The organism is Psychrobacter sp. Ps4 (assembly GCF_022129285.1).
GTDB lineage: Bacteria > Pseudomonadota > Gammaproteobacteria > Pseudomonadales > Moraxellaceae > Psychrobacter > Psychrobacter immobilis_A.
This window is the reverse complement of the sequence record NZ_JADQAK010000005.1, coordinates 40452-53788: the sequence shown is the minus strand read 5'-3', so window position 1 is coordinate 53788 and position 13337 is coordinate 40452. Positions and strand designations below refer to the sequence as shown.

The window sequence follows — 13337 nt, the reverse complement described above, 5'->3', positions numbered from 1 at the left end:
AAAGCGACGTTTACTCAATAATAATTCATTCACTACGATCAGATATCGGATACTTTTATGAAAACCCTTCCTACAGATTTACGCCTTGTCGATTTTGACAACGTTTCGCCAAGTACATTACAAAGCCATGTCATCAGTGCAATCGATGCAGCCAATACATTTTTAGATGAGATGAGCGCAGATACTGATAGCCATAACAGCGCTGCTAATATCAGTGCTGAGCAAGCGCTGGCTGATATTATGACTTTTGATCATATTAATCTGGCATTGGATCGCAGTTGGGGTATTTTATCGCACCTGAATAGCGTCATGAGCAATGATGACATTCGTCATGTCCATCATGAGCTACTACCCACATTATCTGCTTATGGCACACGAGTGGGACAGCACCAGCCGCTATTTAATCGTTATCAAATTATCGTCAATGACACAGCATTTTTTGCTACGCTTGAGCCTGCACGAGCGCGGGCTATTGAGCTTGCGCTACGCAGTTTTGAGCTGTCAGGTGTCGCATTACCAAAAAATGAACAAGAAAATTTTGCGGCTATTCAAAGTGAGCTTTCTACCTTATCAGCGACCTTTTCAGATAACGTATTGGATGCCACCCAAGCTTATGCCTTACCGCTGCAGCAAGAGCAATTGGCAGGTCTAACCGAAAGTGGACTGGCGCTACTCGCAGATGTTGGCGAACAGTATAAAGCGCGCGCGCTTGCCAACGGTACGCTCACGCAAGTAGAAGTCGATGCGTTACCAAGTTCTTATTACGTGGCAAGCTTAAACATTCCTGTTTATCTTGCCATCATGACCCATGCGGATGACCGCGAACTGCGCGAGATCCTATACCGCGCTTATGTTACCCGTGCTTCTGAGTTTGATGCGCATACCAATGCCAAAGGTGAGTCGCTAAACAACGCCGATATCATGAGTCAAATCCTGCAATTACGTGAGCAAAAAGCCAAGCTATTAGGTTTTGGCAATTATGCAGAAGTCTCACTATCGACTAAAATGGCAGATAACGTGGCAGAAGTAGAAACCTTTTTACGGAGTTTGGCCACGCAAGCAACTCCAGCGGCTAAGCAAGACTTAGCTCAGTTGCAAAAGTATGCGCAGGATTACGGTATTGAGGAGTTACAGGCGTGGGACAGTGCGTATATCGCCGAAAAAGTAAAGCAAAGTGAATTTAGTTTATCGCAAGAAGAAATACGCCCATATTTTCCACTGCCAAAAGTAATTGGCGGGTTATTTGCCATCGTTGAGCGTCTATACGGTATCAAAGTCCAAGAGCAAACGGCATTCGTATCACGCTGGCACGATGATGTTAGCTTTTATCAGTTGTTTGATGCTGATGATAACGTGCTTGGTGGTTTTTACTTTGACTTATTTGCTCGTAGTGGTAAACGCGGCGGCGCGTGGATGAGTGGTTTTCAGTCGCGTTATAGTTATGATGAAAAAAATCATCAGCAATTGCCCGTCTGCTTTATGGTGGGCAACTTTACCCCTGCCCTCGATGGCAAACCAAGTCTATTGACTCACGATGAGGTACTGACGCTATTCCATGAGTTTGGTCATGGTCTCCATCATTTATTAACCCAAGTGACGGTCGGTGATGTCGCTGGGGTCAATGGCGTTGAATGGGATGCGGTCGAGCTGCCCAGTCAGTTTATGGAAAACTGGGCATGGGATGCCGAAGGTATTGCGCTGATTAGCAGCCACGTCGAAACGGGTGTGCCATTACCAAAAGACAAACTTGCAGCGTTATTGGCGGTGAAGAATTTCCAAAGTGGCATGCAAACCCTACGTCAAATCGAATTCGCACTGTTTGACTTATTGATTCATGCGCATACGCCAGCGCTAGATTATGACGGTATATTAGCCACGCTAAATACCGTTCGAGACGACATTGCTATCATGCAGACACCTGACTACAACCGTTTTGCCAACGGCTTTAGTCATATCTTTGCAGGCGGCTATGCGGCAGGTTATTACTCGTATAAATGGGCAGAGTTGCTATCGGCAGATGCCTTTAGCAAGTTTGAAGAAGAAGGTATTTTTAACCCAGTCACTGGTAAAGCCTTCCGTGAGACAATTTTATCCGTTGGTGGTAGTTTCCCTGCCAAGACCAACTTTGAAAACTTCCGTGGTCGCAGTGCTAGTATCGATGCGTTGTTACGTCATAGCGGTTTTGCTGATACTAAAAAAGGCAGTGCTGCTGCTAATGCCTCAACAACACATGGGATGATTTAAATGCGCTATCAATCAACGCGACCAAAGCGACAGTTTTTATCCGGTGTTCGCTGCCCTAAGTGTCAAGCGATGGATGCGGTGGTACAAATAAACGTCGTCACCCCAGAACCTGATGAGTATATTGAATGCACATTATGTGGACATAGCGAACATCGCCCTGATCCTGATGCAATCAGTGCCAAAAACCATGCTGAAGACCAAATTGCACGTGATATTATGGCTACTGGTACCAGCGGCACAGTAAAATTCAAACCTTAAATATTAAGCGTCAAGTCTTAATAGCTACCAGCCTATCTAGCAATAGATAGGCTTTTTATTTTGAGTTTGCTATAGTATGGCTACTTATATTTCTAACATAAATCGACTATAGTATGAAAAGCCAAAAAATGCGTCGTCTGTCAACCAGGTCACTGAAAAAAAAGTCCAGTAAGTCACGCCAGAAATGGTTGTCAATTATTATATTAGCGGCATTACTAATTGGCTACTTGGTCTGGAAAAACAATTCGATAGACACTAATACTGCGCCTATCGAAAGTACACCGTCGACTACCGAACCAGATAGCGCTACTCAATTAGATGCTACGCCCTTAGGTAATAATGACAATAGTTCAAACAATAGTGACTTAACGTCAAATACTAATGAGACAACCACAGTCAATCAAATACCTAATGCTGATGCGATCTTAAATGCGGCTTTGCCAGAAACAGATAGTCTTGCCAAAGAGGAAATAGATCGCTTAGAGGACGAGCGTAAGCGCTTAGCTGAACAAGAAAAATTGGCTGCTGAACAACTGACGATGAACAAGCAATTAACTGATATGAAAGCAGAGCAAATCGCCCTACTTGAACAACAAATAGCGCAATTAGAAGCCGAGACAAAAGGCGACAAACAGTAGCTAATTATTTAGACTTTTATCAAGGGGCTGACAATGGCGACTTTGCAACTTACCCACGCCCCTATCTTAAATAGTAGCGCGCAGCTGCTTATTCTACCAGTCAATACTGCAGGGATTCTTTTAGATCCTGTTCTCACAAAAGCTAAAACTTTATTTGCTGATAATTATCAACGTTACTATCGCGCATGCCGCGATGGCAGTCTGAGTGTTGGCAGCTGCTTACTGCATAAACGCGCGCTTGAGCAAGCTGGTTTAAACATCAGCAGTAATGGCAATCAGCCCAGTTATATCGCTAATCTTGTGGTATCAAATCATCCTTACCACCCCACACGGTCACAATGGTTAATTGCCGCGTTGAATGATTTATCTGAGCAGCTTATCCCGCTCATCCGTTATCAAGGTATTCGTAGAATTGCCCTACTGGCACGTCCCCTTATTCATAACCACTTACGAAATGAGACAGCCAACGTTTCTAACGCAGCCAATTTAGCAAACGCAGGCTCACTTGCGTTAGACTGGCACGCTGATATCTTACCGTTACTCTTACAGCAGCACCTACAAGATTTGCCTAAAGTTCAAATCGATATTCATCTTCCTAAAGACTTTGATATAGGCCAGTTACTTTAATAAGATATTCTACTGCAAACAAGATTTTACACCCATAAAAAAACCGCCTTAAGCACTCTTGACGAGAGACTTAAAGCGGTTTTTATATGTTGACTATATTAGATATCGATTAGCTTTGCTCGATACCTTTCATAGTCAATTTAATACGACCACGGTTATCGACGTCTTGGACGAAGACTTTAACGATCTGACCTTCTTTTAGGTAGTCAGAAACATTCTCAACGCGCTCTTCAGCGATTTGTGAGATATGTACCAAGCCATCAGTGTTTGGCAAGACGTTAATAAACGCGCCAAAATCAACGATACGAGCAACCGTACCTTCATAAGTTTTGCCCACTTCAACTTCTGCAGTCAACGCTTCGATTCTACCGATAGCTGCTTTAGTTGCCGCTTTGTTTTCACCAAAGATACGAATCGTGCCGCCATCATCGATATCGATAACTGCACCAGTCTCTTCAGTTAACTGACGAATCATCGCGCCGCCTTTACCGATTACGTCACGGATTTTGTCCGGATTGATTTCGATAACCGCATAGTTTGGTGCATGAGCGTTGATTTCAGTACGGCTCTCAGGCAATACTTTATTCATCGCGTCCAAAATATGGATACGACCAGCATGGGCTTGCTTAAGCGCTTGCTCCATGATGTCAGGCGTAATACCTTCGATTTTGATATCCATCTGCAGCGCAGTAATACCATCTTTAGAACCAGCAACTTTGAAATCCATATCGCCAAGATGATCTTCATCACCTAAGATGTCTGACAGTACAGCGAAACGCTCACCTTCTTTAACCAGACCCATGGCGATACCAGCAACTGGTGCTTTTAGTGGAACACCAGCATCCATCAATGCCAAACTTGCACCACAAACAGACGCCATAGAAGATGAACCGTTTGACTCAGTAATCTCTGATACCACACGGATGACATACGGGAAGCGTTCGCTATCCGGTAGCATCGCTTGTACACCGCGGCGAGCTAGACGACCATGACCGATTTCACGACGTTTTGGAATACCTTCGCGTCCCGTCTCACCAACTGAGAAATGTGGGAAGTTGTAATGCAGCATGAAATGGTCACGGATCGTGCCACCTAGTGAGTCAATCATGTTGACGTCACGGCTGTTACCAAGCGTGGTCGTAACCAATGCTTGCGTTTCACCGCGTGTGAACAATGCTGAACCATGCGTGTATGGCAATATACCAACTTGTACGTCGAGGGCACGAACAGTCTCAAGGTCACGACCATCAATACGCGGCTTACCTGACAAGATATTGTCACGAACCGTACGATATTTAAGATCATTATAGATTTCTTTAAGCTCAGATACTGTATCAGCGTAAGTTTCTGACTCAGCATCACCAGCAAGTGCATCAATAATTGACTGCTTGATTTCATCAAGCTTAGTGTAGCGCGCTTGCTTATCAGTAATCGTATAAGCGTCAGCAACTTGCTCGCCAAACTGCTCTTTCATGCTGCTGGTAAGCGCTTGATCACGCTCAGGGGCAGTATACTGCTGCTTAGCAGTACCGATTTCTTCTGCCATTGAAGCAATGTTATCAATAACGATTTGCTGTTGCTGATGACCATATAATACCGCGCCTAGCATTTGATCTTCTGACAACTCAGCTGCTTCTGACTCAACCATTAGTACCGCAGATTTCGTACCAGCCACAACCAAATCAAGATCACTCTCTTTAAGCTGCTCAATCGTTGGGTTCAGGATGTACTCGCCGTTGATAAAGCCAACACGTGCCGCTGCAACTGGACCATTGAATGGCGCATCAGAGATGGCCAATGCCGCTGAAGCACCGATTAGGGCAGCGATATCTGCAGACTGAGTCTTATCTGATGAAACAACTGTCGCAGTGATCTGAATTTCGTTAACGTAACCTTCAGGGAATAGAGGACGAATCGGACGATCGATTAAGCGCGAGGTTAGGGTTTCGAACTCGCTTGCACGACCTTCACGTTTGCCATAGGCACCTGGAATTTTGCCCGCTGCATACATTTTTTCTTGATAGTTGACCGTTAGCGGAAAGAAGTTTTGACCTTCTTTAGCCTCTGACTTTACCACTGCTGCGACAAGTACCGTAACGCCGCCCATATGTACTAAGATAGAGTTTGCTTGACGAGCAATACGACCCGTCTCGATCACAACCTGTTGGTTGCCATACTGAAATTCACGCTTAATGGTGTTAAACATTGTCATATAATCTTCCTAATGTTGACTGACGAAAGTAATATCAGCATTATAAAAAGCTGATATTTTTCATTAAAATTCTGTGTATGTGACTACTAGTGTATATGACTAATAATTGACAGTCTTTCTCTCAGAAATCATCTCAACCAGTGCCAATAACATTACCTAGTTATTCCATATGCCTATCGGTGCTAGACATCGTACTATTGTGTATATTTGGTCATTCAATTTTGGCTTTACTATAAATATTATCAAAAAGACCTTAAGTCAAAAGACTTCGGTGCTAAAAACCCTACAGGCTATTTTTCTGCGCTTTTGAGAGTCAGGTATTAGCGCAGCTAGCTATTCTATAAGCTAAGAAACAGGTATTTTATAAATAGTCACCATATATATAGTAGATATATTATCAAACTCACAAGGCATTATTTTACAGTGATTTATAGCCATTGACCAATGAATTGCGGAACACAGCAATTATCGATAGAAAACACTTAGCTCTAGGCTCTAGTATTACTGTTTTTACGAAAACTTCTATTACCTACTTTGAATTGGTCTTTATAACCAATGCTATCCAAAATCAATCTTGAAAATGAATAAGCATAAAAAAACGGCGTGAAACTATTCCACACCGTTTTTAGAAAAATCTATTTTATCGATAGCAACACGCAAGTTCCAAGCGATTCAGCAAAAATTCTAAAATAGCACCATATGAGGGCTTCTTTTATTTTAGCATCCACTCGTACTATTGTCGTTAGATTAACGACGTAGACCTAACTGGCTGATAAGCGTGGTATAACGACCAAGATCTTTACCTTTTAGGTAATCAAGCAATTTACGACGCGTGTTAACCATACGGATAAGACCGCGACGGCTATGATGGTCAGCTTTATGTGCTTTAAAGTGGTTCTGCAAATCGTTGATACGAGCACTCAATAGTGCTACTTGAACTTCTGGAGAACCAGTGTCATTTTCGCCACGTTGGTATTGAGCAATGATTTGTTCGCGATCGGTATTAGTTAGCATAAATATCTCCGGCAATGCTAAAAGCTTTAAGACATTCTCGAATTTGAGTAAGATCTAAAGCAGTAGAATAGTAAATAAAATAGCCTGCACGTCATTCAGGACAACCCTGCATTACTAGAGTTGACCTAGTGTACGACAAGCTAATGAGTCATAACGACCATTTAGAATAAGCTGCGATGAGAGAGCACTTAATATAACTATCCGTTTTGGACAGCCCATGAAGCACGATGTCTTATCTCAACCTAATGTAAATGTGACGGTGATTATAACAAAAAACTGCTGAACTAGCAGCAGTTTTTCATAATACTTGTAAAATCAGATTTATTTTTTATAGTTAACTCATCTATCAATAGGCAAAAGAATTTGCTTATTTCTTAACGTCATCTTCCGTCGCGTTACCGCCTAGTTCATCATCTTCAAGCGGTGCAGCTGTGGTAACTTCTGCTAAACTATCAGGAGTAGCATGCTCGCTAGGATTGATGTCTTCTGCAAGCCTTTCAATCTCTTTTTCTTGCTCATTCATGTTATTCAATGAATTACTCATATTAGCTCCTGAATTATTATTTTTTGAAGTAGCTGTTTTATACTTTTTACGTTGAGATGCAAATGTCATCAGTGATATTGAGATGATAAGCAAATATATCAGTGTCACCTTATTATGGATGACACTTTACGTACTCTACTTGTCTTCTTTAGCATTTCCTAGGTTGTCCGCAATACGATCTGCTGCGGCTTCACTATCTTCAGTATGATTGTTCTCAGTTTGGTTTTTAAGCGCTGCAGTTGCTGACTCAGAACGTTGTTGCTCAAGCTTGGTATCGTTTGGATTAGAATTTGACATAATATTTTCCTCAGTTACGGTTGTGAACGTTTAAGAAATATAAATAATTAATTATTCAGTAAATGGGTAGAAAAATTAAGATAATGCCTTATCAATAGCATCAACGAAATTGCTGATATCATCTGGATTACGTGAGGTAATCAAATTACCGTCTACCTGTACTGTTTGATCTACAAATTTTGCACCAGCGTTTTCTAAATCTATCTGCAGCGTATGATAAGCAGTGAGCGTTTTACCTTTGGCAATACCTGTATTGATAAGTGCCCAAGGAGCATGGCAAATGACAGCTAATGGCTTGCCTGCATCATTGATAGCATTGATAATACTATGAGCCTCTTCATTGCCACGAATCGTATCCGCATTGACAGTACCACCTGGTAATACCAACGCATCATAATCAGAAATGTTTGCGTCTTTTGCAAAAATATCAGCAATAAAGGTGTCGCCTTTGTCTACATCTTGCTGCATGGCTTGCACTTCTTTTTCTTTATTTGTGGTTATAAGAAGTGTCTTGTAACCTTTATCTTTGAGTTGATTATTAACCTCTTCGTATTCTGCTTGCTCGAAGTTATTGTGTAGTAAAAAAGCGATAGTTTTCATGATATTCCTTTTTTCGTTATGAGTGATTTTCTTTTAGTTGTTTTATTATTCATACTTTATTTTTATGAGTCGTTATTATTATTGGCTATATAGTCTTCCTCTGACCCATCTTGTTCCTATTAAATATTCTCTTTCGAACCTAGTTTTTATTTTTGATATATGACTTTTTATCTTATTATTTTTTTATGTTCTTATTCTTAGAGTCTTAGTTAGATTTATTTTTCTATCCAGACTTCCTATCCGGTAGATCTAAAGTACAAAAAAAATAGGTTCCACCATAGGTGAAACCTGCAATAAAATGTGAGGATATGTGATTAGTGTAAACTATTAGTAAGCTAAATCGTGTTCAAACGAGGGTTATATAAGAATCGTAACATTAACGCTGGATTAGCTTTTTAGGCTGCAATCTACCGTTGAGACTTACGGCACCCAATCCAAGAAACTGACCTTGCTGATTTATCAAACGAATATCAACTGGAATCTCATGGATCAAGGGTTGTTGATCATCGTCACTACTCACAATATCACTATCTAGTTGGATATCGTCGTTTTCTGACACAGACGACTGATGACTGATACTAGTTGAAATATAGTCGCGCAGACTGTCTGTCAGTTGCTCAAATACATTCAAGCGTTGACCCATGTGTATACGCTCACACTGCTCAAACGTCAATACCATCTCAGCTTCAATATTAATGCAAGCATCTACCGGCATCAATTGCTCTTGCCTGTTATCAAACGCTAATGCTTCCAAGTCTGACAAAGTAATCGCATCATTGATTTTGAAATCACCAACCTGCGTACGGCGTAATGCAGTCAAATGCCCTAATGTACCCATCGCTTTGGCGATGTCTTCACCGAGTACACGCACATAAGTACCTTTAGTACAGGTCACTGTCAATTGAATTCTCTCATGATCAAGCGCTTTTAAATCAATGGCCTTGATTACAATATCTCTAGGCGCTCGTTCTACCTCAATTCCCGCACGAGCATACTCATAGAGTTTTTTGCCATCTTTTTTTAGTGCAGAATACATCGGTGGTATCTGCTGCTGAGCACCTAAAAACTGCTGGGCGACTTTGTCTAAAAGTACATCATCAAATTTTGGAATGGGTGCCTTAGCAGTGATTTGTCCATCGGCATCACCAGTATCAGTTTGACCACCAAGTAGAATAGTTGCTTGATAGGATTTGTCCGCATCTAGCTGATAATGACTAAATTTCGTCGCTTCACCCATACAAATCGGCAATAGACCGGTTGCCATTGGATCAAGTGTCCCTGTGTGCCCCGCTTTTTTACTGTCATGATTTGGCGACTTAAAAAGATACTTCACCTTCGATACGACTTGCTGAGAGGTCATACCTTGAGGCTTGTCGACTAAAATAACACCCGAGACTTTAATCTTGTTAAAGTGATTACTAGACTTTTTATCCGCTTGCGTAGATGCGATAGACATAACGACTTTTACCCTTCTACTCTTCGTTTTCTTGCTCGTCAGACTCATTTTCTTCAGTCTTAATAACTGCTTTACTGATTAAATCCATCATGTAATTACCACGAGCAGTCACTTCGTCATAATGAAAACGCAAGCGTGGTGTGGTACGTGTTTTGAGACTATGGCTCAATTCAGTACGCAAAAAGCCCGCCGCTTTATTAAGTACTTTGATACTCTCTTCATGATTGGTCTTATTCATGGAATCGTTAAGCTCAGGCTCCATGATGGTGACATAGACATCAGCATATCCTAAGTCAGGACTAACTTTGACACTAGAAATAGTGACAAAACCAGTTAAACGAGGGTCATTGACTGCATCACGGATGAGAACAGCAAGCTCACGCTGAATTTGGTCGGCTAAGCGTTGTAGACGTTGGTTCATATTTTTACCTTACTTTAATATGGCTTATTTTCACTGATTGATATATTGGCTCATTAACAAATTTTAGGACTAATAGTTGGTAAAAAAGGCCTAGCAGGATGTACCTGTTAGGCCTAAGTACAGCTAGATATTAAGAAGATACTAACCTGCTCAGCTGATTAAGCATATTGCATGATTAGATATCCTGCTATCGAACTGTAACGTTAGATAGTACGTGCAAACTCTTGGATTTCAAAGACTTCGATCTTATCGCCAGCTTCGACATCATAGCCACGAACAGCCATACCACATTCCATACCAGTACGTACTTCATTAACGTCTTCTTTATAGCGACGCAATGATTGCAATTGACCGGTAAAGATAACTTGGTCATCACGCAATACGCGGATCGGTTTGTTGCGATAAATTGTACCTTCAACCACCATACAACCAGCAGCAGCACCGAACTTACTAGAACGGAATACTTCACGAACGTCTGCAACACCAAGGATTTTCTCACGATGTTCTGGCGCAAGCATACCACTCATAGCTGCTTTCACATCATCAATCAAACCATAGATAACGCTGTAATAACGGATATCCATATTGGCGGCATCCGCTTTGCGACGTGCGGTCGCATCAGCACGAACGTTGAAACCTAACAATACCGCTTCGCTAGATTCTGCAAGTGTCACATCAGATTCAGAGATAGGACCAACGCCTGAGCTGATTACTCTGACTTTAACTTCATCAGTTGATAGCTCATTCAATGCAGAAAGTAGTGCTTCAAGCGAACCACGAACATCGGTTTTCAATACGATATTCAAGAATGACACATCGCCTTGTTCCATCTGATCAAACATGCTTTCTAAACGCATGGCATTCTGACGTTCAAGTTGACGCTCACGCTCACGGTTGCTTCTAAACTCTGCCACTTCACGAGCTTTTTTCTCGTCGGTTAAGACTAAGAACTCGCTACCAGCTGCTGGCGTTTCAGGTAGGCCTAAAATTTCTACAGGGATAGAAGGACCTGCTGATTGAATACGCTTACCATGTTCATCAGTCATCGCACGAACTTTACCATAATGCTCGCCTGCCAAGACCAAGTCACCTTGCTTCAATGTGCCTTTTTTAACTAAGACGCTAACAACTGGACCGCGCCCTTTTTCAAGTCTTGATTCAATGACCACACCTTGAGCAGCGCCATCTAACGGTGCTTCTAGCTCCATTAGTTCAGCTTGTAGGCTAATAAGTTCTAACAGCTCATCAATACCATCACCGGTTTTGGCTGAGATGCGAGCCATTGGGGTATCGCCGCCCCACTCTTCTGAAACGACTTCTTTAGCAGTCAATTCATTAAGGACGCGATCTGGATCAGCGCTTGGCTTATCCATTTTATTGATTGCAACGATAATTGGCGTACCAGCAGCACGAGCATGATCAATAGCTTCTGCTGTTTGCGGCATCATACCATCATCAGCGGCAACAACTAACACAACAATATCAGTCGCCTGTGCACCGCGTGAACGCATAGCACTAAACGCCGCGTGACCTGGAGTATCAAGGAAGGTAATCACACCACGATCGGTTTTAACGTGATAAGCACCGATATGCTGAGTAATACCACCCGCTTCACCAGTTGCCACTTTTGTTTCACGAATTTTATCGAGTAGCGATGTCTTACCGTGATCGACGTGACCCATGATCGTGACGACTGGCGGACGAGTTTGAACGTTACTGCTACGCTCATCAACGGCGTCTTGTAGATCGTCTTCAACCTTAGTATCACTAACCAGCACTGGATTGTGACCCATCTCTTCAACGAGCAAACTTGCTGTCGCTTGATCAATCGTATCTGACTCACGAGCCATCTCACCCATTTTCATAAGCAATTTGGTGACTTCGCGCGCTTTAACTGCCATACGTTGAGCAAGATCTGCGACTGTAATTTGTTCGCTAATCTCAACATCATAAACAATTTTTTCGACAGGTTTTTCGAATTTATGCTGTGATGCTTGCGTTGAACGCAAACCGTTTTTACGGTTTTTGATCTCACGCTCATCTTGATTCTTACGACGACCACGGCCACGAGCACTAGTACTACTGGTGCCACGCTTGATTTCACGACGTTCTTTTTCAAACGATTCTTCTAAGGCATCACCAACCAAACCTTCAGCGAGTGGCTCATCTTTACGAACTTCAGAAGCAGGCTGATCTGTATATTTTCCAGCCATTTTACGCATTTGTTCAAGCGTACGTTTCTGTGCTTCTTCAGCTTGAGCGCGGCGTGTTTCTGTTTCGATTTCACGTAAACGAGCTTCTTCTTTCTCACGCATTTCGCGCGCTTTACGCTCAACCGCCGTTTCAACTTTCGGTTTCGTCGCTGCAATTTTTTTCTTCGGTTGGTCTTTAGGTTTTACTTCGACAGTGGTTTTGCCACCTTTTTTCACAACCACTGAGGTTGAGATATCGTCGTTTTTATCATCTGACTTTTTGCTAGAGCCTAAGCTTGCACGCATTGCCGCCAAGGTTGCAGCTTGACGTTCTTCAGATTTTTTCTTAGTAGCAGCACGCTCTTCAGCATCTTTAGCAGCACGCGCTTGCGACTCAATCATCGCTTGCTCACGCGCAGCCAACTCTTCAGCCATTTTTTCTGGATCAGGCTTTTCAAATACTTTCTTTTTACGCACTTCCACATTGACGCTCTTAGATTTACCTGAAGAGCCGGTCACGCGCGCAGTGCTAGTTGTCTTAGATTTAAGACTAATACGACGCTTTTCTTGCTGACCATGACTTTGCTTTAAATACGTCACCAACTTCTCTTGCTCAAGCTCAGTGACTAGGTCACCCTCTGCACGAGCAGGCAGTCCAGCATCTACCAATTGCTGTTGTACAGCACTTGCGGTTTTGCCTACCATATCTGCCAGTTCTTTGACGGTCTTATCTGCCATTTATTATCACCTACTGTCTATTATTTGCTATATGTTCAATTCAGTTGTTGGCTACAAATGATTGGGGTAAGGCTGGTATTGGTACTGCGTTCATAC

12 protein-coding genes are annotated in these 13337 nt (G+C 42.3%); 4 read left to right on the top strand and 8 right to left on the bottom strand.

Annotated elements, in window-relative coordinates:
• Positions 1-57 precede the first annotated feature (57 nt).
• From I3252_RS04500 to I3252_RS04485, 4 genes are all read left to right on the top strand, one after another.
• Positions 58-2244: a M3 family metallopeptidase gene (locus I3252_RS04500; RefSeq protein ID WP_238034356.1), complete on the top strand. Its 2187-nt coding sequence runs from the start codon at positions 58-60 to the stop codon at positions 2242-2244.
• Positions 2245-2502 (top strand): YheV family putative metal-binding protein, encoded by a 258-nt coding sequence (locus I3252_RS04495; protein ID WP_045443046.1) that lies wholly within the window; start codon positions 2245-2247, stop codon positions 2500-2502.
• Between the two features lie 113 nt (positions 2503-2615).
• Positions 2616-3140 (top strand): hypothetical protein, encoded by a 525-nt coding sequence (locus tag I3252_RS04490; RefSeq protein WP_238034355.1) that lies wholly within the window; start codon positions 2616-2618, stop codon positions 3138-3140.
• Positions 3141-3173: 33 nt separating this feature from the next.
• Positions 3174-3767 carry a hypothetical protein gene (locus I3252_RS04485; RefSeq protein ID WP_238034354.1) on the top strand — a complete coding sequence of 198 codons (594 nt, stop codon included), beginning with the start codon at positions 3174-3176 and terminating at the stop codon, positions 3765-3767.
• 109 nt (positions 3768-3876) lie between these two features.
• Here the strand turns inward: I3252_RS04485 and pnp are convergent, their stop codons facing one another.
• The 8 genes from pnp to infB all read right to left on the bottom strand — a co-directional run bounded on the left by pnp (position 3877) and on the right by infB (position 13241).
• Positions 3877-5979, bottom strand: coding sequence for a polyribonucleotide nucleotidyltransferase (gene pnp / locus I3252_RS04480; protein WP_238034353.1), 2103 nt, complete (start codon positions 5977-5979; stop codon positions 3877-3879).
• 747 nt (positions 5980-6726) lie between these two features.
• On the bottom strand, positions 6727-6993 hold the full coding sequence (gene rpsO / locus I3252_RS04475; RefSeq protein WP_045443035.1) for a 30S ribosomal protein S15: 267 nt from the start codon (positions 6991-6993) through the stop codon (positions 6727-6729).
• A gap of 367 nt (positions 6994-7360) precedes the next feature.
• Positions 7361-7537 (bottom strand): hypothetical protein, encoded by a 177-nt coding sequence (locus tag I3252_RS04470; RefSeq protein WP_167541661.1) that lies wholly within the window; start codon positions 7535-7537, stop codon positions 7361-7363.
• Positions 7538-7672: 135 nt separating this feature from the next.
• The gene (locus I3252_RS04465) at positions 7673-7834 is read right to left on the bottom strand and encodes a hypothetical protein (RefSeq protein WP_238034352.1); all 162 of its coding nucleotides are present in this window, start codon (positions 7832-7834) and stop codon (positions 7673-7675) included.
• Positions 7835-7909: 75 nt separating this feature from the next.
• The gene (locus I3252_RS04460; protein WP_238034351.1) at positions 7910-8434 is read right to left on the bottom strand and encodes a type 1 glutamine amidotransferase domain-containing protein; all 525 of its coding nucleotides are present in this window, start codon (positions 8432-8434) and stop codon (positions 7910-7912) included.
• Between the two features lie 376 nt (positions 8435-8810).
• Positions 8811-9890 (bottom strand): tRNA pseudouridine(55) synthase TruB, encoded by a 1080-nt coding sequence (truB, locus tag I3252_RS04455; RefSeq protein WP_238034350.1) that lies wholly within the window; start codon positions 9888-9890, stop codon positions 8811-8813.
• A gap of 16 nt (positions 9891-9906) precedes the next feature.
• Positions 9907-10311 (bottom strand): ribosome-binding factor A, encoded by a 405-nt coding sequence (locus I3252_RS04450; RefSeq protein ID WP_045443024.1) that lies wholly within the window; start codon positions 10309-10311, stop codon positions 9907-9909.
• 203 nt (positions 10312-10514) lie between these two features.
• The gene (gene infB / locus I3252_RS04445) at positions 10515-13241 is read right to left on the bottom strand and encodes a translation initiation factor IF-2 (RefSeq protein WP_238034349.1); all 2727 of its coding nucleotides are present in this window, start codon (positions 13239-13241) and stop codon (positions 10515-10517) included.
• Positions 13242-13337 lie beyond the last annotated feature (96 nt).

What these genes read in the sequence shown, in the direction of transcription:
- I3252_RS04465 (WP_238034352.1), bottom strand. Translation starts at nt 7,834, where the DNA reads ATGTCAAATTCTAATCCAAACGATACCAAGCTTGAGCAACAACGTTCT.
- I3252_RS04490 (WP_238034355.1), top strand. Translation starts at nt 2,616, where the DNA reads ATGAAAAGCCAAAAAATGCGTCGTCTGTCAACCAGGTCACTGAAAAAA.
- I3252_RS04450 (WP_045443024.1), bottom strand. Translation starts at nt 10,311, where the DNA reads ATGAACCAACGTCTACAACGCTTAGCCGACCAAATTCAGCGTGAGCTT.
- I3252_RS04485 (WP_238034354.1), top strand. Translation starts at nt 3,174, where the DNA reads ATGGCGACTTTGCAACTTACCCACGCCCCTATCTTAAATAGTAGCGCG.
- rpsO (WP_045443035.1), bottom strand. Translation starts at nt 6,993, where the DNA reads ATGCTAACTAATACCGATCGCGAACAAATCATTGCTCAATACCAACGT.
- I3252_RS04495 (WP_045443046.1), top strand. Translation starts at nt 2,245, where the DNA reads ATGCGCTATCAATCAACGCGACCAAAGCGACAGTTTTTATCCGGTGTT.
- truB (WP_238034350.1), bottom strand. Translation starts at nt 9,890, where the DNA reads ATGTCTATCGCATCTACGCAAGCGGATAAAAAGTCTAGTAATCACTTT.
- I3252_RS04470 (WP_167541661.1), bottom strand. Translation starts at nt 7,537, where the DNA reads ATGAGTAATTCATTGAATAACATGAATGAGCAAGAAAAAGAGATTGAA.
- infB (WP_238034349.1), bottom strand. Translation starts at nt 13,241, where the DNA reads ATGGCAGATAAGACCGTCAAAGAACTGGCAGATATGGTAGGCAAAACC.
- I3252_RS04500 (WP_238034356.1), top strand. Translation starts at nt 58, where the DNA reads ATGAAAACCCTTCCTACAGATTTACGCCTTGTCGATTTTGACAACGTT.
- pnp (WP_238034353.1), bottom strand. Translation starts at nt 5,979, where the DNA reads ATGACAATGTTTAACACCATTAAGCGTGAATTTCAGTATGGCAACCAA.
- I3252_RS04460 (WP_238034351.1), bottom strand. Translation starts at nt 8,434, where the DNA reads ATGAAAACTATCGCTTTTTTACTACACAATAACTTCGAGCAAGCAGAA.